Source organism: Kribbella amoyensis (assembly GCF_007828865.1).
In the GTDB taxonomy this organism is placed as follows: domain Bacteria; phylum Actinomycetota; class Actinomycetes; order Propionibacteriales; family Kribbellaceae; genus Kribbella; species Kribbella amoyensis.
In genome coordinates this window covers 2,776,866-2,803,215 of record NZ_VIVK01000001.1, presented here as the reverse complement: position 1 = coordinate 2,803,215, position 26,350 = coordinate 2,776,866, and the positions used below count along the sequence as shown (strand labels likewise).

The window sequence follows — 26,350 nt, the reverse complement described above, 5'->3', positions numbered from 1 at the left end:
CCGATCCCGATTCCGAAGCCGCCGGGTGGTGGCCGCCGCCGCAAGCAGCGGAAGGCGCCGAAGGGCCTGCTGATCGGGCTCGTCGTGCTCGCCGTTCTCGTCGTCGGCACCGGGGTGACGTACGCCCTGCGCAACGCCGGCGACGACCCGCAGGTCCCGGTGGCGGTCGAGACGCCGTCGGAGACGCCTTCGGAGACCCCGTCGGAGACGCCGTCGCCGACGCCGACGCCGGTCCCGACGACGACCGCGCCGAAGCCGACCCCGAAGCCGAAGCCCAAGCCGCGCCAGCCCACGGCGTACGAGCTGGTGGCGAAGAACAAGCTGTACTCGGTCGGGGCGTTGCAGCCGACGAAGTGCGTCGAGCCGAACAACCGGCCGATCAACTTCCCGCAGACGAAGGCGTACTACCAGAAGCTGCTGCCGTGCATGAACCGGACCTGGTGGCTGGCGATGAAGAAGGCCGGCCTGCCGTTCCGGGCGCCGGCCCTGATCGTGTACGCGAACCAGGTGAAGACGCCGTGCGGGATCGAGCGTGGCACCCGCGGCTTCTACTGCGGCGCCAACGAGGCGATCTACATGCCGTTCAACGTGGACTACAAGAACTACAAGATCAACCCGATGTACACCCGGGCGTGGATGCTGAACACGTTCGCGCACGAGTACGGTCACCACGTCCAGCAGCTGTCCGGGATCTTCGGCGCCAGCTTCGCCCGGTCCGCGACGATGGCGGACCCGAACCTGCGGCTGCTCGAGTCCCGCCGGCGCGAGCTGCAGGCGTCCTGCCTCGGTTCCGCCTACCTGGGCGCGAACGCGGCGTACATCCCGATGCGTGGCGAGCTGCTGAACAGCTGGAAGTTCGCGGTCGCCAACGCGGGCGACGAGTTCTCCAAGCCGAAGGTCCGCGACCACGGCGCCAAGGCGAACCACAACCTCTGGTCGACCCGCGGGTTCAACTACAAGAACCCGATCTTCTGCAACACCTTCAGCACCCGGCCGCAGTGGACCAGCTAGCCGGCGGCTGACACCGCCGATTGCCACCAGCAACCAAGCCGAACACCGAAGAACCCCGGCCTCCACCTGGAGACCGGGGTTCTTCTGGCTGCGGTACCAGAAGTACTAGAAGAGCCGGCGGGCCGTGGTGAGGTGGCCGCCGAAGGTGGTGACGAAATTGGCCAGCGACTCGCCGATGTCGGACAGGTGCCAGTTCTCCGGACCGGAGTACCAGCCGATGCCGGCGTCGGGGTCGTCGTCGTCATCGGTCGCGGCGATCTCCAGCGCCCATTTCTCGGTCAGGCCGAGGACCGCGGCGTACGGCAGGCAGCGGGAGGCGAATTCGAGCCGGTGGGCCGGCGGCAGGTCGGTCGAGCTCTGGTCGGCCAGGTACTGCTGCAGCCCGGCGACGCGGCCGAGAACCGCGGCGCCGCGGGCGGTGCGGGCCGGGGCGACCTGACCCGCCAGCGACAGCGCGAGACCGGCCAGCATCACTGCGAAGCCGACCAGGCCGAACTTGGTCGCGATCGCGAGCACCACCGTCAGCACGGCACCGGCGCCGAGCAGGACCAGACCCGCGGTGGTCCAGCGGTTCCGGACGGCGTCCGGGCGGTTCGCGAACCAGCCCTGCGTGACCACGTCGGCGTACAGCTGCTCACGGACCAGGGTGAGCCGCGGCCGCAGCGACGCGCCGAGGGACGACACGACGACCGTGTCCCCGTCGGCGAAGACCGCGTCCAGCAGCGCCTTCTCGTACGGCAGCAGCTCGGGGCCGCCCGGGTTCAGCCGCTCCAGCTGCCAGTCGAGCCGGCCGAAGTGGCGTTCGCGGGGCAGCTCGACGATCGTCAGGTAGTTGCGGACGGCAAGGTCCAGCAGGGTCGCGGTGATGTCCACCACGTCGGCGCTCTCGTCCACCACGGTGCCGACCTGACCCGGCCGGATCCCGTCCGGCGCGGCGAACTGCGGCCCGTCCGGCCCGTCCAGGACCGGTCGCTCGGGCGCACCCGGTCCGGACTTCCCCGCGTCCCGGCCCTTGAAGAACCAGAGCGCGGCGGCGGCCAGGACACCGAGGCCCAGCAGCAGCGCGCTCAGGCCGAGCGTCGCACCGTCCACGGTGAAGGCACGGTGCAGCGTCCAGCGGGTCTTGAACTCCGCGTTCGGCTGGACCGTGGCCTGGTCGCTGAGCCCGGTGAGGAAGGTCAGCCGGCCACCCGCCGGGATGCTGTTCTGCTCGATCTGCAGCGCGGCCGACTCGGCCAGCTGCGACGAGGTACACGGCATGCTCGATCCGGTCCGGCCCGCGAAGCAGGTCACCCAGGTCGCGAACGGCACGTTCACGGTCACCGAGGCCTTCGGGATCTCGGTGCCGTAGCCCTGCACGATCGGCCAGCTGACCTCGCGGCCCTCGGTCGAGTCGGCGACGACGTTGTCCACCTCGTAGCTGTAGACCACCTTCGCCTGGCCCGACACCTGGACGCTGACCCGGCGGCCGTCGTCGGTCTCGGCGTTCTCGAACCCGCCGGCCGGCTGACCGTTCACCTTCGCGGACACGTTCCGGACGTCGTACACCCGGTCGTCGTCGGAGTTGGCCCGGACCCGGGTGGTCAGGGTGCGGCTGAACGTGCCGGACCCGGCCGCCACGTCGACGGTCTCGGTGACCTTGAGCACACCGTCGCCGGTCAGCGTCGCCTCGGCGGCGTACCCGGTGATCCGGTCGTCGGCAGCCTGCGCGGGCAACGTGCCGAGGGCAACGAACGGCACCGTCAGGGACACGAACAGGGCGGCCGGCAGGAGGCGGCGCTTCAGTGACATGGGTCGAGAGTAGTCTCGGGGCGGTTCGCTCTGCGAACCGCGCAACCGACATCCGGGGTAGAAGGGGCAACGACCAGTGAGCAACCCGTACGGGTACGGCCGTCCCCAGGACACGCGCCGGCCGGGCCCGCCGCCTGGCGTCCTGCCTCCCCCGCAAGCCGCACCCTGGCAGCAGGGCCCGCCGCAGCAGGCCCCGCGGTACGGGGGGCCTGGCCCACAGCAAGGTCCCGGCCGGCACCCGCAGCAGCAGGGCCAGTACCCGCAGCAAGGGCAGTACCAGGGTCAGTGGGCGCAGCCGTACTACGGCGGGCCGAACCAGTTCAACGGGTTCCAGCCGCCGAAGCGCCGCGGTGGCGCGGCCAAGTACGTCCTGTTCGGGTTCTTCGCGGTCGCGCTGGTCGGGATCACGCTCGCCGTCATCGGTTCGATCCTCAACGGCGGTAGCACCACCGCCGAGCCGGAGCGGTCCGGTCCGTCGATCGTGCCGACGGCGACCACCGACCCGGAGGAGGGCTCGGCCGAGGACTTCCTGCTCAACAACCCGCTCTACACGGCCGGTGCGCTGAACGAGATGAACTGCCCGGCCGAGCAGCTCGGCGACGGCAGCCTGACGGCGCAGAAGCGGTACTACCAGAAACTCTTCGGCTGCCTGAACGACGCCTGGCGGCCACTCTTCGGCAAGCTCGGCATCACCAAGCCGGACCCGGGCCTGGTGGTCTTCGACCAGCCGGTCAGTACCCCGTGCGGCAACTTCCAGCCGCTGTCCGGGCGGGTGCTCGCGTTCTACTGCTACGGCAACCAGGTGATGTACACCGACGTGAAGCAGATGAACAAGGCGTTCGGCCCGAAGGAGGACCTGGCGTACCTGATGACGATCGCGCACGAGTACGGGCACCACATCCAGGGCGTCACCCAGCTCGTCTACGCGCGCGCCGCGTACGTCCAGGATCATCCCGAGGAGAAGCTGGAGAGCTCGCGGCGCAACGAGTTGCAGGCGTCCTGTCTCGCCGGGGTGTTCAGCCGGTCGATCGAGAAGACGTACCCGTTCACGGACCGGATGGACGAGTTCCGCAAGCAGGCCGGCAGTTCCTTCGGCGAGACGGACGAGACGCCGGAGGACGAGCGCACCCACGGCCTGGCCACCAGCCAGGGCTTCTGGATCGTCAACGGCCTGAACATCGGCGAGACCAAGGCCTGCAACACGTTCGCGGCCCCGGCGGACAAGGTCAAGTAACCCAGCACCCGGAACAAGCGTTCGCTTGAAGGCCGTTCACCAGGGTGCGTCGTTGGGCCGAAGGACCGGATCCGTTCAACCAGGGCGCGTATCATCCGCCCGTGACGTTGCGACGGGGGGACTGTGCGCCACCCGCGCGCACGCTGGTCGACATCCTGCAGGAGACGGCGGCCAAGTTCCCGGACGAGCCTGCGCTGGACGACTCTCAGATCGCCCTGACCTACCGTGAGCTGCTCGGCCAGGTGGAGCGGTTCAGCCGGCGCCTGGTCCAGGCCGGTGTCGGCCCCGGGGACCGCGTCGGCGTCCGGATCTCCTCCGGCCAGAACGACCTCTACGTCGCCATCCTCGGCACCCTCCAGGCCGGCGCCGCGTACGTCCCCGTCGACGCCGACGACCCGGACGAGCGGGCCGCCCTGGTCTTCGGCGAGGCGTCGGTCGCGGCCACGGTGACCGACGGACTCGAGATCACCAGCGCCCGCCCCGGCGAGCCCGACGAGGACGGGTACTACGACTTCCCGTACTCCGCGCGGATGGACCCGGCCGGCCCGGTCGGGGACCCGGGGCTCGGCGTCGACAGCGTCGCACCGCGCGACGACGGGCCGACCCCCGAGGACGACGCGTGGATCATCTTCACGTCGGGCTCGACCGGTGTCCCGAAGGGGGTCGCCGTCTCGCACCGGTCGGCGGCCGCGTTCGTCGACGCCGAGGCGCGGATGTTCCTGCAGCAGGAGCCGATCGGGCCGGACGACCGGGTCCTGGCCGGGTTGTCGGTGGCGTTCGACGCGTCGTGTGAGGAGATGTGGCTGGCCTGGCGGTACGGGGCCTGCCTGGTCCCGGCGCCGCGCTCGCTGGTCCGCAGCGGAATGGACCTCGGCCCCTGGTTGGTTGCCCAGGGCATCACCATCGTCTCGACCGTACCGACGCTGGCCGCGCTCTGGCCGGCCGACGCGCTCGACCTGGTCCGGCTGCTGATCTTCGGCGGCGAGGCCTGTCCGCCGGAACTGGCCGAGCGGCTCGCCGTCGACGGGCGCGAGGTCTGGAACACGTACGGCCCGACCGAGGCGACCGTGGTCGCGTGCGGCGCTCGGCTCACCGGCGAAGGACCGGTCCGGATCGGGTTGCCCTTGGACGGCTGGGACCTGGCCGTAGTGGATGCCGAGGGCAACGAAGTCGAGGAGGGCGGCAGCGGCGAGCTGATTATCGGCGGCGTCGGCCTGGCCCGGTACCTGGACCCGGCCAAGGACGCGGAGAAGTTCGCGCCGATGCCGTCGCTCGGCTGGGACCGCGCGTACCGCAGCGGCGACGTGGTCCGGAAGGAGTCGGCCGGCCTGCTGTTCATCGGCCGCGCGGACGAACAGGTCAAGCTCGGCGGCCGGCGGATCGAGCTCGGTGAGGTGGACGCCGCGTTGCAGGCGCTGCCCGGGGTGTCCGGTGCCGCCGCCGCGGTCCGGGCGAGCGCCGCGGGGAACCAGCTGCTCGTCGGGTACGTGGTGCCCGAGGACCCGGAGACGTTCGACCAGAAGGCCGCGACCGCGCGCCTCCGCGAGGAGTTGCCGGCCGCGCTCGTTCCCCTGCTCGCGTTGACGGACACCCTGCCGACCCGGACCTCCGGCAAGGTGGACCGGGCCGCGTTGCCCTGGCCGCTGCCGGGGATGGAGACCGACGGACCGGCGGCCGAGCTGGACGGTACGGCGGGCTGGCTGGCCGAACGCTGGACCAAGGTGCTCGGCGCGACCGTGACCGGCGCGGACAACGACTTCTTCCTGCACGGTGGCGGCAGCCTGGCCGCGGCCCAGCTCGTCTCGGTCCTGCGCGAGCGTTTCCCCGAGGCGACCGTCGCCGACATCTACGAGTACCCGCGGCTCGGCGCGCTCGCCGATCGGCTGGACTCGTTCACCGCCACGGCCGCACCGGTCGAACTGCGCGAGATCCGGCCGACCCCGTTCGGCACCCAGGTCCTGCAGACCGCGCTCACCCTGATCCTGCAGACGGTCGTCGGGGTGCGCTGGCTGGTCTACCTGTTCACGCTGAACAACCTGCTCGCGCTGACCGCCGGGGCGCACCCGTGGATGCGGACCGTGTCCTGGTGGTGGATCCTGGCCGGCTGGTTGATCCTGATCACGCCGGCCGGGCGGATGGGTATCGCCGTGCTCGGCGCCCGGGTCCTGCTCCGCGGGCTGAGACCGGGGACGTACCCCCGCGGCGGCAACGTGCACGTCCGGTTGTGGGCGGCCGAGAACCTCGCCGACGCGGCCGGCGCCGCCAACCTGGCCGGAGCACCCTGGATCGCCTACTACGCCAGGGCGCTGGGCGCGAAGATCGGCCGCGGCGTGGACCTGCACACGCTGCCCCCGGTGACGGGGATGCTCTCGATGGGACGCGGTGCCTCGATCGAGCCCGAGGTCGACCTGTCCGGGTACTGGATCGACGGCGACCAGCTCCACGTCGGCCCGGTCAGCGTCGGCGCCGAGGCGGTGGTCGGCTCCCGCAGTACCCTCCTGCCCGGGACCGAGGTCGGCCGGAACGCGGAGATCGCGGCCGGCTCGGCGGTGTCCGGCAAGGTCCCGTCGAACGAGCGCTGGTCCGGTTCACCGGCGAGCCGGGTCGGCCGCGCCCGGCGGCCCTGGCCCGAGGAACGTCCCGCCCGCGCGCCGTGGTGGGTGCTCGCGTACGGCGCCGCGTCCGCGCTGATGTCGCTCCTTCCGGTGGCCGCCGCGGCCGCAGCGATCCTCGTTCTCGGCCGCTTCGTGCGGAACACGGAGACCCTCGGCGACGCCGCGCTCAAGGCACTCGCCGCGGTGCCGTTGATGACGCTCGTCGGCTTCGTCACGTTGGCCGTCCTCACCCTGATCGGCGTCCGGCTGCTCGGCCTCGGGGTGAAGCCCGGCCACTATCCGGTTCGCAGCCGGACCGGGTGGCAGGTGTGGGCGACGGAGCGGCTGCTCGACTCGGCCCGCACGCTGCTCTTCCCGCTGTACGCGAGCCTGCTGACGCCGTGGTGGCTGCGGGCCCTCGGTGCGCGAGTTGGCCGCGATGTCGAGGCTTCGACGGTTCTGCTGCTGCCGAAGATGACCACGGTCGGCGACGGGGCGTTCCTGGCCGACGACACGATGATCGCGTCGTACGAGCTGGGCGGCGGCTGGTTGCACGTGGCCGGCGCGAAGGTCGGCAAGCGGGCCTTCCTCGGCAACTCGGGGATGACCGCACCGGGTCGCTCGGTGCCCAAGAACGGCCTGGTCGCGGTGCTGTCGGCGGCCCCGAAGAAGTCGAAGGCGGGGACGTCCTGGCTCGGCAGCCCGCCGGTCAAGCTGCGCCGGCAGGCGATCGCGGGTGACCAGAGCCGGACGTTCAACCCGCCGGCCCGGCTCAAGGTCGCCCGCGCGCTGGTCGAGCTGTGCCGGTTCGTGCCGATGATGTGCACGGTCCTGATCGCCGTCGGCGTGCTGTTCGCCCTGCAGGCGCTGGACCTGTGGATCGGTCCGTGGCTGACGCTGCTGCTGTCCGGCGCGGTGATCCTCGCGGCCGGCGCGGTCGCGGGCGGGATGGCGACCGTGGCCAAGTGGGTGATCGTCGGCCGGACCCGCGCGGTCGAGTACCCGTTGTGGAGCTCGTTCGTCTGGCGCAACGAGGTGGTCGACAGCTTCGTCGAACTCGTCGCCGCCCCCTGGTTCGCGAACGCGGCCGCCGGCACGCCGGTCCTCAACCTCTGGCTGCGGACCCTCGGCGCCCGGATCGGCAAGGGGGTCTGGTGCGAGACGTACTGGTTGCCGGAGGCCGACCTGATCACGCTGGGCGACGGTGCCACCGTGAATCGCGGGTGCGTCCTCCAGACCCACCTGTTCCATGACAGGGTGATGTCCATGAGCACCGTCACCTTCGGGTCTGGATCGACCCTCGGGCCGCACGGCATCATCCTGCCGGCCGCCTCGGTGGGACCTGGAGCGACCGTCGGACCCGTCTCCCTGGTGATGCGCGGCGAGAGTGTGCCGGCCGGATCCCGCTGGGCCGGCAACCCGATCGCGCCCTGGCAGGGTTGATGGTCGCCGCTGACCCGGACGGCAGCAGGGCCCAACCAGGGGCGACGACCGCGGGCGACCCGTACGTCCCCACCCACGGCAACGGCGGCTACACCGTCTCCTCGTACGCGCTCGACCTGGACTACCGGGTCAGCAGCAACCGGCTGACCGGCAAGGCCACCATCACCGCGGTCACCACCCAGGCGCTGTCCAGGTTCAGCTTCGACCTGGTCGGGTTGCGGGTCTCCAAGGTGTCCGTGAACGGCCGCCGCGCCCCGAAGTACCTGCACCGCGCCGGCAAGTTGCACGTCACCCCGTCCGGGCCGATCCGGGCGGGCACCGAGTTCGTCGTCGACGTGCAGTACTCCGGGAACCCGGCCCCCGCCGACAGCCCGTGGGGCGAGCTCGGCTGGGAGGAGCTGACCGAAGGCGTGATCGTGGCGAGCCAGCCGAGCGGCGCGGCCACCTGGTTCCCGTGCAACGACCACCCCGCCGACAAGGCCCGGTACCGGATCGCGGTCACCACCGACTCGCCGTACCACGTGGTCGCGAACGGGCGGCTGGTGTCCCGGCGGACCAAGGCGAGCCGGACCAGCTGGGTGTTCGACGAGGCCGAGCCGATGGCGACGTACCTGGCCACCGTGCAGATCGGCCGGTACGACGTGCTCGAGCTGGGCACGTCGCCGGTGTTGCAACGCGCAGCCCTGCCCTCGTCGCAGCTGAAGGACTTCCGCGCCGATTTCGGGCGGCAGCCGGAGATGCTCAAGCTGTTCAGCCGGTTGTTCGGGCCGTACCCGTTCGGCGCGTACACCGTGGTAGTGACCGACGACCCGCTGGAGATTCCGCTGGAGTCGCAGGGGATCTCGGTCTTCGGCAGCAATCACGTCGACGGCCGGCGTGGATCGGAGCGGCTGGTCGCGCACGAGCTGGCACACCAGTGGTTCGGCAACAGCCTGACCGTGTCGAGCTGGCAGGACATCTGGCTGAACGAGGGGTTCGCCTGCTACGCCGAGTGGTTGTGGTCCGAGCACTCCGGCGGACTCTCGGCCGCGCAGCAGGTCACGAAGGCGCACAGCCGGCTGGCCGGACTCCCGCAGGACCTGGTGATCTCCGACCCGGGTCCGGAGCTGATGTTCGACGACCGGCTGTACAAGCGCGGCGCGATCACGTTGCACCAGCTCCGGACGGTCCTGGGCGACGATCCGTTCTTCGAACTGCTGCGCACCTGGACCCGCCGGCACCGGCACGGACTGGTGACGAGCGCGGAGTTCCTCGACCTGGCCTGCGAGTTCGCGGCCGACGCGGACGCGATCCGGGAGCTGTTCGCGGCCTGGCTGGACCAGGCCGCGCTCCCTTCGTTGCCTCGGGCAACTCGCCGTCGCCCCTGGCGCTCCTGAGGTCTCGGAGCTCCGGTACCGGCTGTCGGGCGCGGGGGATCTCGGTACCGGTCAGGCGCGGGCGGTTTGGGTGGCGGCGGCCAGGAAGCGGTCGATCACCAGGGACCGTTCGACCCAGGCCGCGCCGATCCACCACACCGCGGCCTTGCCCCGCAGCGGGACCAGCTTGACCGCGTCGGACGCGATCGATCCCGCACTCGCCGGAACCACGGCCGGCCCGACTCCGGCGGCGACCAGGGCCAGCACCGTCTGCAGATCCGCGGCTTCCTGGAGTACGGCGGGACGCGCGCCGAGTTCGTCGTACAGGCGGCTGATCTGATCCGCCAGACCGGGACCGCGATCGGGCCGGAGCCGGAGCAGCGGGCGGCCGTCGAGCCAGGACGGTATCCGGGTCGGCGGGTCCATGGTGACGGGCAGAGCCAGGGTCAGGCGGTCCCGGCGTAGCCGTAGGTGTTCGAGTCCCGCCGGGACGGGCAACCGGACGAAGCCGACGTGCAACCGGCCCGCGAGCAACTCCTCGCACTGGGTGGCCGAGGACATGTCGTCCAGCGAGACGGCGACCCCCGGGTACCGGCTGCGGAACAGCGCCACCGTCCGCGGCGCGACCTCGATCCCGGACAGACCGAAGCCGACAGCGAGTGACCCTTCCTCGCCGGCCGCGACCGACGACGCCCGCCGCTCGAAGGCCTCCGACCGGGCGAGCAGGTCGAGCGCGTCCGGCAGCAGCGCCTCACCGGCTGTAGTGAGCCGCGCACCCTGCCGGCCCCGGACGAACAAGGTCGCCCCGATCCGCCGTTCGAGCACCTGGATCTGCTTGGTGAGGGCCGGCTGGCTGGTCGACAGCTCACTCGCTGCGACGCCGTAGTTGCCGGTCCGCGCGACCGTGGCGAACGCCCGGAGCAGTCGCAGATCCATAACCACAGGATATGGAAAACCCTGTGGATATCATTGGACGGAATCGCGGTTCCTCGGCTTTCCTGTGGATAAGTCCCTGAGGAGGAGCCCGATGCCGCGAGTCGCCGTGGTCCAGTTCGAGTCCGTTCCGGACCAGCCCGAGGTCAATCTCGGCGTCGTCCGCCGGCTGGCCGCGCAGGCCGTTGCCGACGGCGCCCAGCTGGTCACGTTCCCGGAGATGTGTCTGCTCGGTTACTGGCACCTCCGTCGCCAGAGCGCGGAGCGACTGCACGAACTCGCCGAACCGAGGACCGGACCCAGCGTCACCGCGGTCAGCGCCCTCGCCGCCGACCTCGGAGCCGGAATCGCGGTCGGCTTCCTCGAGGAGGACCAGGGCCTGCTCTACAACGCGTACGCCGTCTGTCTGCCGGACGGAGCCGTGCACGTCCATCGCAAGCTGCACGCGTTCGAACACGAGGCGATTGCCAGTGGTTCGTCGTACACGGTCTTCGACACGCCGTGGGGCCTGCGGCTCGGCGTACTGATCTGCTGGGACAACAACCTGGTCGAGAACGTCCGGGCGACCGCGTTGCTCGGCGCAACGGTCCTGCTCGCGCCGCACCAGACCGGTGGGACGAGTTCGCGCAGCCCCCACGGGATGAAGCCGATCCCGGTAGAGGTCTGGGAGAACCGGGCCGCCGATCCGGAGGCGGTGGAGGCGGCCTTCAACGGTCCGAACGGACGCGGCTGGCTGCTGCGATGGTTACCGTCACGGGCCCACGACAACGGGTTGTTCGTGCTGTTCAGCAACGGGGTCGGCCGCGACGACGACGAGCTCCGCACCGGCAACAGCATGATCCTCGACCCGTACGGCCGGATCCTCGCGGAGACCCCGGTCCCGGCGGAGGCGGTCGTGGTCGCGGACCTGGATCTCGATCTGGTGCCCAAGGCAACGGGACGCCGCTGGCTCCGAGGCCGCCGCCCCGAGCTCTACGGCATTCTCACCACACCGGGCAACGAGGTGGATCCCCGCACCGCCCGCTTCTCGGACGCTCCGGTCGACCGCTGAGCCGGACCTCCACCACTCACAGTGAGGATGATGGGTGTGGTCCCCCGCGGTGGTCGTCCTGACTCAAGCACTCACTGACTTCGGGTCTTGAATTGGATATGTCGGTCGACCACTGCGGGGGTCACGTGCACTCACCGGACGAGGGGTCTGTGACCTCATAGGAGCCTGTGCCAGCAGGCACCCATCACTGTCTTGTCCGCTCGCCTCGGCTGGTGCGTGCCGCCCTCATCCCTAGCCAGTGGAAGGACGGCAGTACCCACCATGCCACGAGCAGAGGCCCGGTCCCAGGTCGAGATCACCGGTGGTGTCGACACCCACCGAGACACTCACACCGCGGCCGCGATCGATCAGACCGGCCGGATGCTCGGCCATGCCACGTTTCCCACCACCCGGGCCGGCTATGCCGCGCTGCTGGCCTGGCTGCGGTCGTTCGGGCGGCTGGTCCTGGCCGGAGTGGAGGGCACCGGCGCCTACGGGGCCGGTCTGACGACCTATCTGAGCGAGCAAGGCATCACGGTCGTCGAGATCGACCGGCCGAACCGTAAGACCCGCCGCCGGGCCGGGAAATCCGACCCGATCGATGCCGAAGCCGCCGCCCGCGCCGCCCTGGGCAAAGTCCGCACCGGCACCCCCAAAAACCGCGACAGCCAGGTCGAGGCGCTGCGGAACCTGCGGGTCGCCCGCACCAGCGCCGTCGACCAACGCGCCGGCTGCATGCGCCAGATCAAAGCCCTGATCGTGACCGCACCCCATGGTCTGCGCGACCAGCTACGAGGCCTCACCACCGCCCGCCTGATCCACACCTGCCGCAACCTGCGACCCGATACCACCCAGATCGGCGTCCCCGAACAAGCCGTCAAAACCGCGCTGCGTTCACTGGCACGCCGCTACGCCACCGCCCAACAAGAGATCGCCGAGCTCGACACCCTCATCACAGCCCTGATCGAAACGATCAACCCGGCCCTTCTCCAGCTCACCGGAGTCGGCCCCGACATCGCCGGGCAGCTCCTGGTCACCGCCGGCCCCAACCCCGAACGGATCCACTCCGAAGCCGCCTTCGCGATGCTCTGCGGCGCCGCCCCCATCCCCGCATCCTCAGGCCAAACACAACGCCACCGCCTCAACCGCGGCGGCGACCGCCAAGCCAACAAAGCCCTCTACCTCATCGTCATCAACCGACTCCGCTGGGACCCACGCACCCACACCTACCTCGCCAAACGCACCGCCGACGGCCTGTCCAAAAAAGACACCATCCGCTGCCTCAAACGACTCATCGCCCGCGAGATCTACTACACACTCCGCCAAACACAACCCACCACCAACAAGCAACCAGCCACTACTTGACATCCATAGGAGCATCCAACCCGCCGGCCGACGCAGATACACGCCGAATTGCGCCGCTGAAGGCGGCTTGGTGAGTGGTGGAAGTCCGCCGTCAGTAGACGAGGGCCGTGGCGATGGCGGCGATGCCCTCGCCGCGGCCGGTGAGCCCCAGGCCGTCGGTGGTGGTGGCGCTGACGGAGACGTCGGCGTCACAGGCCGCGCTCAACGCCTTCTCGGCTTCCTCGCGACGGGCGGCGAATCGCGGCCGGTTGCAGATCACCTGGACGGAGACGTTGCCGATCTCGAAGCCGGCCGCGCGCACCCGGCGAGCCGCCTCGGCCAGCAGCGTCGCCCCGGACGCGCCCGCCCACTCGGGCTCAGCGGTCCCGAAGTTCGACCCGAGGTCACCCAGCTTGGCCGCCGACAGGAGCGCGTCGCAGGCGGCATGCGCGGCGACGTCACCGTCGGAATGCCCGGACGGCCCCGCGGTCTCCTCCGGCCAGAGCAACCCGGCCAGCCACATCGGCCGGCCTTCCTCGACCGGATGCACGTCCACGCCGGTCCCGACCCGAGGTCTCACCGCGCTCCTCTTTCCGCCAGGATCCACTCGGCCAGCAACAGATCCCGCGGCCGCGTCACCTTGAACGCGTCCTCGGATCCTTCGACCGTCCGCACCGCGACACCGAGCCGCTCGCACAGCATCGCGTCGTCCGTCGCGCCCGCTCCTTCGACAGCATGGGCCCGCCGCAGCACCGACGGCTCGAAGCCCTGCGGAGTCTGGACAGCCACCAACGCCGACCGATCCGGCGTATCGACCACCACACCGTCTCCGTCGACCCGCTTGATCGTGTCGGTCACCGGGATCACCGGAACCACGGCAGGCGCCCCGGCCAGGACGGCCGCGACGACACGCTCGATCACGTCGACCGGGACGAACGACCGGGCCGCATCGTGAACGAGAACGCAGTCGATACCCTCGGCCGGGACCAGGTCGAGCGCCGCCCGGACCGAATCCGTCCGCTCGGCACCGCCCGGAACGACGCGCAGCTCCGCCGGCCCGACGTACGGGTCGAGCTGTTTGCGGACGACGTCCTCGGTCCCGGGTGGGACGGCGACGACAAAACACGAGAGGCCGGCGGCGGTCGCTGCCGAGAGTCCACGGACCGCGTGGACGAGCAGCGAGTCGCCACCGACCTCCCGAAAGGCCTTCGGGGCCTCGCCACCGAGCCGAACTCCGAGACCGGCCGCCGGGATGATGGCCGCGGTACTCATCTCGAGCCCGCGCACAGCGGTACGGTCACGCGTTCGCCTCGGTCCTGCTGATCGGACAGGGTCCGGTCGTCAGGAAGCGAGAACCTCGTCGAGGATGGCCTCGGCCTTGTCCTCATTGGTGTGCTCGGCCAGAGCCAGCTCGGAGACGAGGATCTGGCGAGCCTTCGCCAGCATCCGCTTCTCACCGGCGGAGAGACCGCGGTCACGCTCACGGCGCCACAGGTCGCGCACGACCTCCGCCACCTTCATCACGTCACCGGAGTGCAGCTTCTCCAGGTTCGCCTTGTATCGTCGCGACCAGTTGGTCGGCTCCTCCGTGTGCGGTGCACGCAGCACGTCGAAGACGCGCTCCAGGCCAGCCTGATCCACGACGTCACGCACGCCGACGAGATCGAGGTTGCACGCGGGGACCCGGACGACCAGGTCGTTCTGAGCGACGATCCTCAAGACCAGGTAGGTCTTGTCCTCACCTTTGATCTGACGGGTCTCGATGTCCTCGATGACGGCCGCACCGTGATTGGGGTAAACAACCGTCTCGCCGACTGTGAAAGTCATATGTCACGTGCCCCTTTCCGGTACCTATGCTACCACGCGGTCGGTGGTCCGGCCGGGACGTTTGCGCTGGTCAGAGGCCACTTCCCGCCTTGACAAACGCTGTCCGGCGTGCCTCGCGCGCGCGTTCCGATCCCCCCGTCCACCCCGCGAAGGTGGAGCCGCTGTCGAGCCCGCCGGTCGCGGTCGCTACGCTTTGCTGCGCCGGAGGCCGCTGCCTGACGGCAGTCCACTGCTTGTAGGAGAGGGATCCCAGTGCCCATCACGTTGACCCGGCAGGCCGTCCGCCGGACCTTCGCGGCCACGGCCACCGTCACGCTGAGCATCGCGCTGACCGCCTGCGGCGCGAACTTCAACGCGCAGACCGCCCAGCCCTACCAGCCCGCCGAGGGCACCAACGCCGACTCCGGCTCGATCGCCGTCCGCAACCTGCTGGTGATGGCCTCCGAGGACGGCAAGGGGGAACTGCACGGCGCGATCGTCAACAACGGCGCGGACCCGGACACCCTGGTCAGCATCGCCTCCGCCCCCGAGGGCACCGAGCCCGCGGGCGCCACCGAGGACCCGGTCAGCGTCACCTTCGGCAACGTCCGGCCGATGACGCTGGTGCCCGGCCAGATGCTGTCGCTGCCGCCGGCCACCGGCGCCCCGTTCACCGTCACCGGCGGCAAGCCGGGCGACATGGTCGCGGTCACCATCACCTTCGGCAAGGCGGCCCCGATCACCACCGCGATCCCGGTGCTCACCCTCGACCACTACTCCCCCTCGCCGCGCGCGGACGGCGGCGAGGCGCACGGCTGACGCCGGCCGACCCACGACGGACGAAGGGCCCACCCCGCGGCGGGTTCACGTGGTCGTCGCAACACCTCGATTTGAGGAGTTGCGGCGGCCATGTCGTTTTCGGAGGATCTTGAGCGTCACGGTGATGCTTTGGTGCGGATGGTTGATGCGGGGGTCGCGGTAGCGGCGGCGTGTGACGCGCTGGGAATCAAGCGGGGTCGTGGTTACGAGATCTTGCGAGCACGTGGTGGTGGGTCTGGCCGACGAACGGTCATCACCGACGCGGTGCGGGGGCAGGTGATCGCGGTGTTCGGCGAGTCCGCGAGCATCAACCGTGCTGCGATCGCCTGCGGGGTGAGTCATGGCACTGCCCGGCGGATCCTGGTCGCGGCCGGGCTGGTGCCCGCGGTGACGGCTGTGAGGGGCAAAGTGCAGGCGAGGGCGCGGTTCACCGGGTTGATCGAGTCGGGATGGTCGATCACGCGCGCGGCCCGGGAGGTGGGCGTGAACCGGCGCACCGGGCTGGATTGGTGTCGCGGAGTCCGCAAGGTGAACAACACGCGGATCCATCCCGGCGGGCGGGTCGTGGACTCCGGCGCCGCTGCCCGGTATCTGACTTCCATGACCGGACCAGCTGAGGTTGTGATCAGTGACCGTTACCTGTGCCTGGATGAACGGCTGGCGATTGCCGACGGGTTGATCAACAAGCTCACCCTCACCGCGATCGCGGCCGGCATCGGTAAGAACAAGTCCACGGTCTCTCGTGAGGTCCGTGCACACAGCATCGAAGGGCTTTACCTGCCGTACCAGGCCCACCGTGACGCTGCGGCGGCCCGGGCCCGGCCCAAGGCCTCGAAGCTGGTTACCGACGCCGCGCTGCGTGACCGGGTCGAGCTGGGCCTGGAACGGAAGTTGTCACCGGAGCAGATCTCGAACAGGCTCGTCAAAGACTTCCCCGATGACGAGAGCATGCGCGTGAGCCACGAAACGATCTACCAAGCGCTGTACTTCCAGGCCCGCGGCGGCCTCAAACGCGAAGTCCAGACCGCGCTGCGCACCGGCCGGACCCGCCGCCAACCCCAACGACAGCCCGGGCAACGCCGGCACCGGTTCGTCGACGAGATGATCATGATCTCCGAACGGCCGGCCGAGGCCGAGGACCGCGCGGTCCCCGGCCACTGGGAAGGCGACCTGATCATGGGCGAGAACAACCAGTCCGCGATCGCGACCCTGGTCGAACGCGCCACCCGCTACACGATGCTGGTCCACCTGCCCGGCGGCCACGACGCCGAACAGGTCCGTGACGGCCTCATCGCGACGATGCAGACCCTGCCCGAACACCTGCGCGGCTCGCTGACCTGGGACCAGGGCAGCGAGATGGCCCGCCACAAGCAGTTCACCATCGCCACCGACATCGCCGTCTACTTCTGTGACCCACACTCACCCTGGCAGCGCGGCACCAACGAAAACACCAACGGACTGCTCCGCCAGTACTTCCCCAAAGGCACCGACCTGTCCGTCCACGGACCCGCAGACCTCGAACACGTCGCCCAAGAACTCAACGCCCGACCACGCAAAACGCTCGACTGGGACACCCCAGCCGAGCGCTTGCGTGATCTACTCACCACCTAGAAACCAAGGCGGTGTTGCAACGACCCCTTGAAACTGCCCGCAACGCAAGCCGCGGGATGGGCCCTTCGTGCGTGTACGCCGGGCCGTGGCCTTGGCACCGTCGTACGGGGTGATCCGGACCGCGCCGGTGGATCGGTCGCCGGCGTCGCCCGGATCAGCTCTGCGGAATCAGGACGCCGCCTGGGCCGCCTGGGCCGCCTTGGACAGGCCGGGCAGGATCTGGTCGAGCACCCACGGCACGCTGAGGACGCTGACCGCGCTCATCCCGGAGATGACCTGCTGGTCCTCCATCAGGTACGCGCTGCCCTTCTTCACCGAGCCGAGCGCGGAGTACACCGGGTCGGCGTTGAACTTCGCCGCGGTCAGACCGTCGACCAGCACGTCGGCGTCGATCTCGCTCACCTTCTCCTTGCTGATGGTGAGCGCGAACTCCTTCTTGGTGTTCGTGGTCTCCAGCTTGTCCACGCCGGGCGCGTTCTTGAAGCCCATCTCGTTGAGGATCTGCACCCGCGGGTCACCCGGCATGTAGACGTAGTTCTCCGGGCCGAACGAGCCGACCGCGATCGTCTTGTCCTTGAACTCGGGGTGCTCGGAGGCGACCTTCGCGATCCGGTCCTTGATCCCGGTGATCAGCTGGTCCGCCTCGGACGACTTGCCCAGCGCCTTGCCGATCAGCGTGGTCTGGTCCTGCCAGGTGGTCTGCCACGGGGCCCACGGGTACGCGACGGTCGGCGCGATCCCGGACAGCGTCTTGTAGACGGTCTCGTCGAATCCCTCGTACGGCGCCAGGATGACGTCCGGCTTCAGCGCCGCGATCTTCTCGAACGGGTAGCTGTCTCCGGCGTCGAGCAAGGTGGTCCTGGTGGCGTCGAACTTGTCCGCGTCCCACGCGGTGACGCCCTCCTTGGTCGGGCCGTAGGTCACCTTCGGCATCCCGACCGGGGTCTCGCCGAGCGCGTAGACCACGTCCTGCGCGTTCCAGCCGAGCGTGACGATCCGCTCCGGCTTCTTCTCGATCGTGGTCTCGCCGAACACGTTCTTCAGCGTGACCGGGAAGCCGGCGGCCGCGTCGGCCGAGCCGGTGGGCTGCTCGTCGGCGCCACTGCCGCACGCGGCGAGCGTGGTCGCGGCCAGGACGGTGGCGAGCGCGAGAGCGCCGGCGCGAACCGGCCGGAACGCGGCCGCCCGGGGACGGGACCAGGACATGGTGGTTCTCCTTAGCTGGATGCCTCAACTAAGGAGAGCCTAAGCTAACCCCACCGGCCGGTCCCAGCCGGTGGGGTGTGAATCACGCCTCGAACTTGTACCCGAGCCCGCGCACCGTGACCAGGTGGGACGGGCTGGACGGGTCCTTCTCCAGCTTCGAGCGCAGCCGCTTCACGTGCACGTCCAGGGTCTTGGTGTCGCCCACGTAGTCGGCGCCCCAGATCCGGTCGATCAGCTGGCCCCGGGTGAGCACCCGGCCGGTGTTGCGCAGCAGCATCTCGAGCAGCTCGAACTCCTTCAGCGGCAGCCGGATCTCGGTCCCGGCCACGGTCACCACGTGCCGCTCCACGTCCATCCGGACCGGGCCTGCCTCGAGCGTGTCCGGCAGCAGCTCGACGTCCTGGCCACGGCGCAGCACGGCCCGGATCCGGGCCAGCAGTTCGCGCGGGCTGTACGGCTTGGTGACGTAGTCGTCGGCGCCCAGCTCGAGCCCGACCACCTTGTCCACCTCGGTGTCCTTGGCGCTGACGATGATCACCGGGACGTTGCCGCGGCTGCGCAGCGCCCGGCACACCTCGGTCCCGGACAGGCCCGGGAGCATCAGGTCGAGCAGGACGATGTCCGCACCGGCCCGGTCGTACTCGTCCAGCGCGTCCGGACCGGTCTCGGCCACGGCGACCTCGAACCCTTCCTTGCGCAGGACGTACGACAACGCGTCGCTGTAGCTCTCTTCGTCTTCGACGACCAGCACTCGGGTCACGAAGCTGCCTCCTTGGTTCTCTCTGACGGGGTAGGCGTCAGGGTCAGGGCCGGCTCTGCCTGGCTGGCGGAGTCGGTCGGTTGCCCGGTCGCGGGGTCGAGCCGCAGCGGGAGCCGGACGGTGAAGGTGGAGCCTTGGCCCTCGACGCTCCACACCCGCACGTCGCCACCGTGGATCGAGGCGATGTGCTTGACGATGGACAGGCCCAGTCCGGTCCCGCCGGTCTCCCGGCTGCGGGCCCGGTCGACCCGGTAGAAGCGTTCGAAGATGCGTTCCAGGTCGCTGCTCGGGATGCCGACGCCCTGGTCGCTGACGGTGATCTCCACCAGGTCCCCGATCGGGTGGGCGGCGACCGCCACCCGGGTCCCGTCGGGGCTGTAGTTGACGGCGTTCTCGACCAGGTTGCCGATCGCGATGGCCAGCTGGTCCTCGCTGCCCATCACCTCCAGGTCCGGGTCGGTCTTCACCACCAGGTTGATGTCGCGGCCCTCGGCGTCCACCCGGCAGCGGTCCACGGCGGCGTCGATGACCCCGTTGATGTCGACCGGGCCCGGGTTCTCCAGCGGGTCGTCGCCCTGCAGCCGGGACAGCTCGATGATCTCCTTCACCAGCCGGCTCAGCCGGGCCGCCTCGATCTGCATCCGGCTGGAGAACCGCTGCACCGCCTCCGGGTCGTCGGAGGCCTCCGAGACCGCGTCGGCGAGCAGGATCAGCGCCCCGATCGGGGTCTTCAGCTCGTGGCTGACGTTGACGGTGAAGTCGCGCCGGATCGCCTCCAGCCGGCGCTCGCGGGTCCGGTCCTCGACCAGGACCAGGACCAGCTGGCTGCCCAGCGGCGCCACCCGCGCGCTCACGTACTGGGTCGCGCCGAGCCGGCCGCGGACGATCTCCAGGTCCTGCTGGCGGATCTCGCCGTCCCGGCGGACCGCCCGGACCATGGTCAGCAGGTCGTCGACCACCAGCCGCTCACCGCGGACGATGCCGAGCACGTGCGCCGGGGCGCTTGCCTGCAGCACCTGATCCTCGGGGCCCATCACGACCGCCGACGAGCGGAGCACGGACAGCACGGTGGCGACGCCGGTGGGCACGATCGGGTCCGGGGACTCCGGGATCTTCGTCTGGGCCCGCTCGCTGAGCATCATCGCCCCCAGCGAAAGCAGGGCCAGGGCCGCGCCGATGACGCCGCCCAGCACCGCAGCCAGCGTGGGGTCCACGGGATCGATGCTACGCGGGAGAATCACGGGGAAAGACCACATGATCACCGGATGACCGGAACGCGTCCGAACTGTTCATCAGGCGTTCACCACTCGTCGCCAACCGGCAACCTGGGCGGAATACGGTCACCTGTGGGCGGGTACCTGAGCGTGCCCGGGCGCCGGATCCGGCGTTCGGAGAAGGTTTCCGGCCCGCCCGCGGCAGCACTGGACAGCCACAGATCGGACTCAGCATGCGTGACACCTACCACGAGCAGCTCGACGACATCCTCGCCGAGCTCGAGCGGATGACCCGGACCGTCTCCACCGCCGTCCGGCGCTCGACCACCGCCCTGCTCGCGGCCGACATCCGGCAGGCCGAGGAGGTGATCGCCGCCGACATCCAGCTGGACGCGGCCGGCGAGGGAGTCGAGGAGAAGGTCTTCGAACTGATGGCCCGGCAGTCGCCGGTCGCCAACGAGCTGCGGATGCTGGTCGCGGCGCTGCGGATGGTCGCCGACCTGGAGCGGATGGGCGACCTGGCCGCACACGTCTCGAAGATCGCCCGGCTCCGCTACCCGGCGCCGGCCATCCCGGCCGAGCTGCACCCGGTGATCGAGGAGATGGCCTCGGTCGCGGGCCGGATGGTGGACGCCGCCGGCGACGTGATCAAGACCCACGACGTCGAGGCGGCCGCCCGGCTGGAGGTCGTCGACGACGAGATGGACAAGCTGCGGAGCAACCAGTTCCGGCTGATGATGGACGACTCCTGGCCGCACGGCGTCGAGGTGGCCGTCGACATCGCCCTGCTCGGCCGGTACTACGAGCGGATCGCCGACCACGCCGTCTCGATGGCGCGCCGGGTCGTCTACCTGGTCACCGGCGAGCTCCCGGTCGCCGTCGGCGGGACCGCGGCCGGCTCCGGCGCGGGCGCCTCGACCCCGTCGCCGAACGGCAGCAACTGACCCACCGGAGTACTTTCGGGTGGCCGCGGACGGGAGCGGCCACCCGGCGTCTTTCAGGGGCCTTCGGGTTCCGGGATCGGGCGGTCGGTCACCAACGCGGCGAGGACCAACGGGGCGTCCCCGTCGCTGTGACCAACGGTCGCGGCAACCCATCGGTCCGGCCGCGGTTGCCAGACGTGCAGGTCGCCGTACAGGTCCACGCTGAACAAGGCGTCGAAGAGCGGATCGACCGGCTGGTCCATCTGCCAGCGGATCAGGGCGCCGTCGATAGTGATCTTGCGGTACGGGCCCCAGCCGGTCTCCAGCGTCTTGCCGAGGGCCTCCAAGTACCCGGTCGCCGTGTCCGCCGCGTCGGTCCATTCGTTGCCGTAGACACCGGTCAGGCCCTCACCCTCCCAGAGCGGCACGATCCGGAACCCCGGCCCGGTGGTCACGGTCCACTCCCCGGTCACGGGATCGCCGTCGGCCGAGGCCGGACCGTCCGCCGGGACGTCGGCCTCCAGGAGTTCCCGTACCTCCGCGCCCGCCCGCGCCGCGTCGAAGGTCTCTCCCGCTCTCGAACTCACCACGTACCTCCAGGTCTCGGCCGGTCCACTCCACCCAGGATTTCCTGTCCGAGGGTCAGAACCGACGCGTGTCAGCGCCGCGGCGGCGCCGTGTCAGCGCTCTTGCCGAGAGTGGTCGACATGAACACTTCATCGCTGCACCACGAGACCGCCACCACGATCGACCACACCGACCGGCCGGAGCTGCAGAAGGCTGTCCAGGCGTTCGTCGACGCCGGATTCGCCGGGATGCAGCTGCGGGTGAACGACGCCCGGGGCGAGTGGGTCGGCAGCGCCGGTGTCCGGAAGCTGGGCGAGACCGAGCCGCCGTCGACGGACGGGGCGTTCTGGGTGGGCAGCGTCACCAAGACCTTCACCGCGACGCTGGTCCTGCAGCTGGTTGCCGAGGGCAAGGTCGAGCTGGACGGCCCGGTCGCCGGCTATCTGCCCCAGCTCGACCTGGACGACCGGATCACGGTCCGGATGCTGCTGCTGCACACCAGCGGACTCTTCAACTACACAGGCGAGTACTACCCCGACGGGACCGTCGTCGCGGGCATTCCCGCGGTCGGCAAGGACTGGGTGGACCACCGGTTCCTCAGCTACCGGCCGGAGGAACTGGTCCGGCTCGCGCTGGCCAAGCCCGCCCGCTTCGCCCCCGGAACGGACTGGAGCTACTCCAACACCAACTACACCGTGGCGGTCCTGCTGATCGAGAAGGTCACCGGCCTCTCGTACGCCGATGCGCTGGACCAGCGCATCGCACAGCCGCTCGGTCTCACCGGCACCGTCGTCCCCGGCGACCTGACGGACCTGCCCGAGCCGCACGCCCACGGGTACTGCCGCTACCAGGACGGCGAGGAGTGGAAGGTCGCCGACGTCAGCCGCCAGAACCTGTCCCTGCTGGCCGGGGCCGGTGACCTGCTCTCGACCACCCAGGATCTGCACAGGTTCACCTCGGCCCTGAACGGCGGCAAGCTGCTCCCGGCCGAACTGCTGGCCGAGATGCGCACACCGCACGGACCGATCGACTACGGCCTCGGCATCTTCGTCCAGGACCTGGGCCCGGAGTGCGGCGGCCTGATCCTGCACCACAACGGCAGTGCCCCCGGCGGGTACGGCGCGCTGATGTACAGCTCGCCCGACGGCAGCCGGACGCTCACCGCCTCCATCACGATGGGCGACGCCGAGGTCGACCCGGCCCAGGTCTTCCCGGTGGCGCTGGCCGCGCTCCTGACCGAGGTCTTCCGGGTCCGGTAACGGAAAAGACCACGGCCGGCCCGATCCGGCCGGTCCGTGGTCTCGGGGACGGTGGGGTCAGCGGCCCTGGTTCTTGACGGCCTCGATCGCGGCCTGGGCGGCGGCCGGGTCGAGGTACTCGCCGCCCTTGGTGACCGGGTTGAAGTCCTCGTCGAGCTCGTAGTACAGCGGGATGCCGGTCGGGATGTTCAGGCCGACGACGGTCGCCTCGTCGAGCTGGTCGAGGTGCTTGACCAGGGCGCGCAGCGAGTTGCCGTGGGCGGTGACCAGGACGGTCTTGCCGTCCCGCAGGTCCGGCACGATCGCGTCGTACCAGTACGGCAGCATCCGGTCGACGACGTCCTTCAGGCACTCGGTCGACGGCAGCAGCTCGCTCGGCAGCGCCGCGTACCGCGGGTCGCCGGCCTGGTCGAACTCGGAGCCGCGCTCGATCGGCGGCGGCGGGGTGTCGTAGGACCGGCGGAACAGCATGAACTGCTCCTCGCCGAGCTCCTCCAGGGTCTGCTTCTTGTCCTTGCCCTGCAGGGCGCCATAGTGGCGCTCGTTCAGCCGCCAGGACCGGCGGACGTCGATCCACTGCCGGCCGGCCACCTCGAGGGCGATGTTCGCGGTCCGGATGGCCCGGCGCAGGACCGACGTGTGCAGCACGTCCGGGAGCAGGTCGCGGTCGCGCAGCAGCTCGCCACCCCGGTGGGCTTCGTCGACCCCCTGGGCGTTCAGGTCGACGTCGACCCAGCCGGTGAAGAGGTTCTTGGCGTTCCAGTCGCTGTGGCCGTGGCGGAGCAGGATCAGGCGATAGGTCATGGGCCCGAGTTTATCGAGGCTCCAGCCAGCCCTTGAACGCGTCCAGGTTCCGGGTCGACTCACCGCGGGCGATCCGCCACTCGTACTCCTTGCGGATCGAGCTGGCGAAGCCGAGTTCGAGGATGGTGTTGAACGACGAGTCGGCGTACTCGAGGACCGCGCCGAGCAGCCGGTCCACCTCGACCGGGGTGATCGCGTGCAGCGGGACCCGGCCGTCCAGGTGGATGTCGCCGAGGTGGTCGACGGCGAAGGCGACGCCGTACATCTTCAGGTTCCGCTCCAGCAGCCAGCGGTACACGGCCTCGTGGTTCTCGTCCGGCCGGCGGGCCACGAACGCGTGCACGTGCACGGCCTGCGGTCCCACCGTCAGCGTGACCGTGGTCTTCAGCTTGCGCTCACCCGGCAGGTCCGCCGAGAACGCTCCCGGCTCGCCCTCGGCGAAGTCCAGCTCGTTCTCGGTCAGCACCTGGCGGATCACGTCCGCCGCCGACACCCTCATCCGGCCACCTCCGCAGCAAGGTCTGCCGCCATCGTTTCCGCGGCCGTCCGGTACGCGGCCAGCGTTCTCGCCGCGGTCAGCTCCCAGCCGAATCCCCGGGCGTGCTCGACCGCCGCGCCGCCCATCGTCTCGCGGGTGACCGGATCCGTCGCGATCCGGCGCAGCGCGTCGGCGAAGTCGTCCACGCCGTGGCCAGGGACCAGCAGGCCGGTGGTCCCGTGCCTGACCGCGGTCGTCAGCCCGCCGACCGCGGCCGCGACGACCGGCGTACCGCAGGCCTGCGCCTCCAACGCGACCAGGCCGAACGACTCGGAGTACGACGGCACGCAGACCACCGAGGCGGCCCGGTACCAGTCGGCCAGGCCGGCCCGCGGGATCGGTTTGACGAAGCGGGTGACGTCGTCGACACCGAGGGCGCGGGCCAGTTCGGCGTGCGACTCGGGGTGTTCCATGCCGTTGCCGGACGGGCCGCCGATGATCGCCACGACCAGCCGGTCCCGCAACGACGGGTCCTGGTCGAGCATCCGGGCGGCCGCGCGGATCAGCAGGTCCGGCGCCTTCAACGGCTGGATCCGGCCGACGAACGCGAGCACGACCGCGTTCTCCGGTACGCCGACCGCCTGCCGCGCCGCGGCCTGGTCCCCCGGCCGGAACAGGTCCAGGTCGACCCCGGGATTGACCACACCCACCTTCGCCGGTGGCGCACCGTAGAGGTCGATCAGCTCGCGGGCCTCGTCGTCGGTGTTGGCGAGCAGCCGGTCGGCCGCCTCGACCACCTGCTCCTCGCCGAGCAACCGGGCCGGCGGTTCGGGGACGTCGTCCTCGGCCAGGCTGGCGTTCTTGACCTTCGCCATCGTGTGCATCGTGTGCACCAGCGGCACCGCCCAGCGATCCCGGGCCAGCAGGCCGACCTGGCCGGACAGCCAGTAGTGCGAGTGGATCACGTCGTAGTACCCGGGCTCGCGGATCGCCTCGGCGCGCAGGACCGCCCGCGCGAACGTACAGAGCTGGGCCGGGAGTTCGTTCTTCGACAACCCCTCGTACGGCCCGGCCGCCACGTTGCGCACGGTGACGCCCGGGACCAGTTCGACCTTCACCGGCAGCGCCGACGAGGTCGCCCGGGTGAAGATCTCGACCTCGATCCCGAGATCGGCGAGCCGCTGGGACAACTCGACCACGTAGACGTTCATGCCGCCCGCGTCACCGGTGCCGGGCTGGTCCAGCGGAGAGGTGTGCAGGCTGATCATCGCGACCCGCCGAAGAGGACGGTCACCGGAGGGAAGGGCCACGCCGCCAGCCTACGCCGCCGCTCGCCGGGTCCCCCGGCCCGGCGGGTTGTGCCGGGACCGGTGGTCCTGAGACGGGTGGGACCGGGCGCGGCCGGGTTTGGGAGACTCGGGGGTATGACTCGTCCTCTTGCCGTCGTGACCGGAGCCAGCAGTGGGATCGGGGCCGCTTCCGCGCGGCGACTCGCCCGAGAGGGGTACGAGGTCGTCTGTGCCGCTCGGCGGCTGGAGCGGGTCGAGGCGCTGGCCAAGGAGATCGACGGGCGAGCCGTTCGGTGTGACGTGACGTCCGCTGACGACGTGGCGGCGTTGGCGGCCGAGGTCGGTCCGCGGGTCGACGTTCTGGTGAACAACGCGGGTGGGGCGTTCGGGTTCGAGCCGGTGGCCGAGGCGGATCTGGAGGCCTGGCGGCGGATGTACGAGGTGAACGTGATCGGGGTCGCTGCTGTGACGAAGGCGTTGCTGCCCGCGTTGATCGCGGCGTCCGGGGTGATCATCGTGATGGGGTCGACCGCTGGGCAGGTCGCGTACGAGGGCGGCGGTGGGTACGTGGCTGCCAAGCACGCGGCGAAGGCTGTGGTGGACACGTTGCGGCTGGAGCTCTACGACCAGCCGGTGCGGGTGAGTGAGATCGCGCCGGGGATGGTGAAGAGCGAGGGGTTTGCGATCACTCGGTTCTCTGGGGATGAAGGGAAGGCTGAGGCGGTTTACGCGGGGGTGGCGGAGCCGCTGGTTTCCGAGGATATTGCGGAGATCGTGGCTTGGATTGCTTCGTTGCCTTCGCATGTGAACATCGATCGGCTGACGGTGCGGCCTCGGGCCCAGGCTGCTCAGCACAAGGTTCATCGGGTTTGAGGGTTG

23 protein-coding genes are annotated in these 26,350 nt (G+C 70.2%); 11 read left to right on the top strand and 12 right to left on the bottom strand.

Features of this window, described 5'->3' with window-relative positions; genetic code table 11:
- Nucleotides 1–84 precede the first annotated feature (84 nt).
- Nucleotides 85–1,011 (top strand): neutral zinc metallopeptidase, encoded by a 927-nt coding sequence (locus FB561_RS38980; protein WP_145806527.1) that lies wholly within the window; start codon nucleotides 85–87, stop codon nucleotides 1,009–1,011.
- A 105-nt stretch (nucleotides 1,012–1,116) separates the two neighbouring features.
- On the opposite strand, the gene FB561_RS13335 is transcribed toward FB561_RS38980, so the two are convergent.
- Nucleotides 1,117–2,802, bottom strand: a complete 1,686-nt coding sequence (locus tag FB561_RS13335; protein WP_145806525.1) for a DUF2207 domain-containing protein — start codon at nucleotides 2,800–2,802, stop codon at nucleotides 1,117–1,119.
- 76 nt (nucleotides 2,803–2,878) lie between these two features.
- On the opposite strand from FB561_RS13335, the gene FB561_RS13330 reads away from it, so the two are divergent.
- The 3 genes from FB561_RS13330 (at nucleotide 2,879) to FB561_RS13320 (ending at nucleotide 9,449) form a co-directional block, all read left to right on the top strand.
- Complete coding sequence (locus FB561_RS13330) at nucleotides 2,879–4,036, top strand: neutral zinc metallopeptidase (protein ID WP_145806523.1); 1,158 nt, start codon at nucleotides 2,879–2,881, stop codon at nucleotides 4,034–4,036.
- A gap of 101 nt (nucleotides 4,037–4,137) precedes the next feature.
- On the top strand, nucleotides 4,138–8,073 hold the full coding sequence (locus tag FB561_RS13325) for a Pls/PosA family non-ribosomal peptide synthetase (RefSeq protein WP_145806521.1): 3,936 nt from the start codon (nucleotides 4,138–4,140) through the stop codon (nucleotides 8,071–8,073).
- Complete coding sequence (locus FB561_RS13320) at nucleotides 8,073–9,449, top strand: M1 family metallopeptidase (protein ID WP_145806519.1); 1,377 nt, start codon at nucleotides 8,073–8,075, stop codon at nucleotides 9,447–9,449. Before FB561_RS13325 ends, FB561_RS13320 begins: the two co-directional genes overlap by 1 nt.
- Before the next feature lie 51 nt (nucleotides 9,450–9,500).
- Here FB561_RS13320 and FB561_RS13315 read toward each other — a convergent pair whose 3' ends face one another.
- Nucleotides 9,501–10,364: a LysR family transcriptional regulator gene (locus FB561_RS13315; RefSeq protein WP_145806517.1), complete on the bottom strand. Its 864-nt coding sequence runs from the start codon at nucleotides 10,362–10,364 to the stop codon at nucleotides 9,501–9,503.
- 91 nt (nucleotides 10,365–10,455) lie between these two features.
- Between FB561_RS13315 and FB561_RS13310 the strand changes: the two genes are divergently transcribed.
- Both FB561_RS13310 and FB561_RS13305 read left to right on the top strand, forming a co-directional pair.
- Entirely contained in the window at nucleotides 10,456–11,412 is a 957-nt protein-coding gene (locus FB561_RS13310; protein ID WP_145806515.1) for a nitrilase family protein, read from the top strand.
- Between the two features lie 261 nt (nucleotides 11,413–11,673).
- Nucleotides 11,674–12,756, top strand: coding sequence for an IS110 family RNA-guided transposase (locus FB561_RS13305; protein ID WP_145812809.1), 1,083 nt, complete (start codon nucleotides 11,674–11,676; stop codon nucleotides 12,754–12,756).
- Nucleotides 12,757–12,847: 91 nt separating this feature from the next.
- On the opposite strand, the gene ispF is transcribed toward FB561_RS13305, so the two are convergent.
- The 3 genes from ispF to FB561_RS13290 are packed head-to-tail and all read right to left on the bottom strand — an operon-like array spanning nucleotide 12,848 to nucleotide 14,562.
- The gene (gene ispF, locus FB561_RS13300) at nucleotides 12,848–13,315 is read right to left on the bottom strand and encodes a 2-C-methyl-D-erythritol 2,4-cyclodiphosphate synthase (protein WP_145806513.1); all 468 of its coding nucleotides are present in this window, start codon (nucleotides 13,313–13,315) and stop codon (nucleotides 12,848–12,850) included.
- Nucleotides 13,312–14,022 carry a 2-C-methyl-D-erythritol 4-phosphate cytidylyltransferase gene (ispD, locus tag FB561_RS13295; RefSeq protein WP_238334798.1) on the bottom strand — a complete coding sequence of 237 codons (711 nt, stop codon included), beginning with the start codon at nucleotides 14,020–14,022 and terminating at the stop codon, nucleotides 13,312–13,314. The genes ispF and ispD overlap by 4 nt, the downstream gene beginning before the upstream one ends.
- A 54-nt stretch (nucleotides 14,023–14,076) precedes the next feature.
- Complete coding sequence (locus tag FB561_RS13290) at nucleotides 14,077–14,562, bottom strand: CarD family transcriptional regulator (protein ID WP_012918679.1); 486 nt, start codon at nucleotides 14,560–14,562, stop codon at nucleotides 14,077–14,079.
- A 252-nt stretch (nucleotides 14,563–14,814) separates the two neighbouring features.
- On the opposite strand from FB561_RS13290, the gene FB561_RS13285 reads away from it, so the two are divergent.
- Both FB561_RS13285 and FB561_RS13280 read left to right on the top strand, forming a co-directional pair.
- Nucleotides 14,815–15,360, top strand: coding sequence for a hypothetical protein (locus tag FB561_RS13285; protein ID WP_145806511.1), 546 nt, complete (start codon nucleotides 14,815–14,817; stop codon nucleotides 15,358–15,360).
- 438 nt (nucleotides 15,361–15,798) lie between these two features.
- A complete protein-coding gene (locus FB561_RS13280) occupies nucleotides 15,799–16,971 on the top strand; it encodes an IS30 family transposase (protein ID WP_420371353.1) in 1,173 nt (390 codons plus the stop codon).
- A 168-nt stretch (nucleotides 16,972–17,139) separates the two neighbouring features.
- On the opposite strand, the gene FB561_RS13275 is transcribed toward FB561_RS13280, so the two are convergent.
- The 3 genes from FB561_RS13275 to FB561_RS13265 all read right to left on the bottom strand — a co-directional run bounded on the left by FB561_RS13275 (nucleotide 17,140) and on the right by FB561_RS13265 (nucleotide 20,151).
- A complete protein-coding gene (locus tag FB561_RS13275; RefSeq protein WP_145806509.1) occupies nucleotides 17,140–18,177 on the bottom strand; it encodes an iron-siderophore ABC transporter substrate-binding protein in 1,038 nt (345 codons plus the stop codon).
- Between the two features lie 82 nt (nucleotides 18,178–18,259).
- On the bottom strand, nucleotides 18,260–18,937 hold the full coding sequence (locus FB561_RS13270) for a response regulator transcription factor (protein WP_145806507.1): 678 nt from the start codon (nucleotides 18,935–18,937) through the stop codon (nucleotides 18,260–18,262).
- Complete coding sequence (locus tag FB561_RS13265) at nucleotides 18,934–20,151, bottom strand: sensor histidine kinase (RefSeq protein WP_145806505.1); 1,218 nt, start codon at nucleotides 20,149–20,151, stop codon at nucleotides 18,934–18,936. Before FB561_RS13265 ends, FB561_RS13270 begins: the two co-directional genes overlap by 4 nt.
- 233 nt (nucleotides 20,152–20,384) lie before the next feature.
- Between FB561_RS13265 and phoU the strand changes: the two genes are divergently transcribed.
- Nucleotides 20,385–21,095 (top strand): phosphate signaling complex protein PhoU, encoded by a 711-nt coding sequence (phoU, locus tag FB561_RS13260; RefSeq protein WP_145806503.1) that lies wholly within the window; start codon nucleotides 20,385–20,387, stop codon nucleotides 21,093–21,095.
- Nucleotides 21,096–21,148: 53 nt separating this feature from the next.
- On the opposite strand, the gene FB561_RS13255 is transcribed toward phoU, so the two are convergent.
- Nucleotides 21,149–21,661, bottom strand: a complete 513-nt coding sequence (locus tag FB561_RS13255; RefSeq protein WP_145806501.1) for a hypothetical protein — start codon at nucleotides 21,659–21,661, stop codon at nucleotides 21,149–21,151.
- Nucleotides 21,662–21,781: 120 nt separating this feature from the next.
- On the opposite strand from FB561_RS13255, the gene FB561_RS13250 reads away from it, so the two are divergent.
- Complete coding sequence (locus FB561_RS13250) at nucleotides 21,782–22,900, top strand: serine hydrolase domain-containing protein (RefSeq protein WP_145806499.1); 1,119 nt, start codon at nucleotides 21,782–21,784, stop codon at nucleotides 22,898–22,900.
- A 57-nt stretch (nucleotides 22,901–22,957) separates the two neighbouring features.
- Here the strand turns inward: FB561_RS13250 and FB561_RS13245 are convergent, their stop codons facing one another.
- The 3 genes from FB561_RS13245 to mshA are packed head-to-tail and all read right to left on the bottom strand — an operon-like array spanning nucleotide 22,958 to nucleotide 25,450.
- Nucleotides 22,958–23,704, bottom strand: coding sequence for a phosphoglyceromutase (locus tag FB561_RS13245; protein ID WP_145806497.1), 747 nt, complete (start codon nucleotides 23,702–23,704; stop codon nucleotides 22,958–22,960).
- 10 nt (nucleotides 23,705–23,714) lie between these two features.
- Entirely contained in the window at nucleotides 23,715–24,203 is a 489-nt protein-coding gene (locus FB561_RS13240) for a type III secretion system chaperone family protein (protein WP_145806494.1), read from the bottom strand.
- Nucleotides 24,200–25,450, bottom strand: a complete 1,251-nt coding sequence (gene mshA / locus FB561_RS13235; RefSeq protein WP_202880844.1) for a D-inositol-3-phosphate glycosyltransferase — start codon at nucleotides 25,448–25,450, stop codon at nucleotides 24,200–24,202. The genes FB561_RS13240 and mshA overlap by 4 nt, the downstream gene beginning before the upstream one ends.
- A 156-nt stretch (nucleotides 25,451–25,606) precedes the next feature.
- On the opposite strand from mshA, the gene FB561_RS13230 reads away from it, so the two are divergent.
- The gene (locus FB561_RS13230) at nucleotides 25,607–26,344 is read left to right on the top strand and encodes an SDR family NAD(P)-dependent oxidoreductase (RefSeq protein ID WP_145806490.1); all 738 of its coding nucleotides are present in this window, start codon (nucleotides 25,607–25,609) and stop codon (nucleotides 26,342–26,344) included.
- Nucleotides 26,345–26,350: the final 6 nt, after the last annotated feature.

Bases quoted from the DNA above. Each gene is read 5' to 3' on its own strand.
- FB561_RS13335 (WP_145806525.1), bottom strand. From the start codon at position 2,802: ATGTCACTGAAGCGCCGCCTCCTGCCGGCCGCCCTGTTCGTGTCCCTG.
- FB561_RS13320 (WP_145806519.1), top strand. From the start codon at position 8,073: ATGGTCGCCGCTGACCCGGACGGCAGCAGGGCCCAACCAGGGGCGACG.
- FB561_RS13315 (WP_145806517.1), bottom strand. From the start codon at position 10,364: ATGGATCTGCGACTGCTCCGGGCGTTCGCCACGGTCGCGCGGACCGGC.
- FB561_RS13310 (WP_145806515.1), top strand. From the start codon at position 10,456: ATGCCGCGAGTCGCCGTGGTCCAGTTCGAGTCCGTTCCGGACCAGCCC.
- FB561_RS13305 (WP_145812809.1), top strand. From the start codon at position 11,674: ATGCCACGAGCAGAGGCCCGGTCCCAGGTCGAGATCACCGGTGGTGTC.
- FB561_RS13290 (WP_012918679.1), bottom strand. From the start codon at position 14,562: ATGACTTTCACAGTCGGCGAGACGGTTGTTTACCCCAATCACGGTGCG.
- FB561_RS13275 (WP_145806509.1), bottom strand. From the start codon at position 18,177: ATGTCCTGGTCCCGTCCCCGGGCGGCCGCGTTCCGGCCGGTTCGCGCC.
- phoU (WP_145806503.1), top strand. From the start codon at position 20,385: ATGCGTGACACCTACCACGAGCAGCTCGACGACATCCTCGCCGAGCTC.
- FB561_RS13250 (WP_145806499.1), top strand. From the start codon at position 21,782: ATGAACACTTCATCGCTGCACCACGAGACCGCCACCACGATCGACCAC.
- FB561_RS13245 (WP_145806497.1), bottom strand. From the start codon at position 23,704: ATGACCTATCGCCTGATCCTGCTCCGCCACGGCCACAGCGACTGGAAC.
- FB561_RS13240 (WP_145806494.1), bottom strand. From the start codon at position 24,203: ATGAGGGTGTCGGCGGCGGACGTGATCCGCCAGGTGCTGACCGAGAAC.
- mshA (WP_202880844.1), bottom strand. From the start codon at position 25,450: ATGATCAGCCTGCACACCTCTCCGCTGGACCAGCCCGGCACCGGTGAC.
- FB561_RS13230 (WP_145806490.1), top strand. From the start codon at position 25,607: ATGACTCGTCCTCTTGCCGTCGTGACCGGAGCCAGCAGTGGGATCGGG.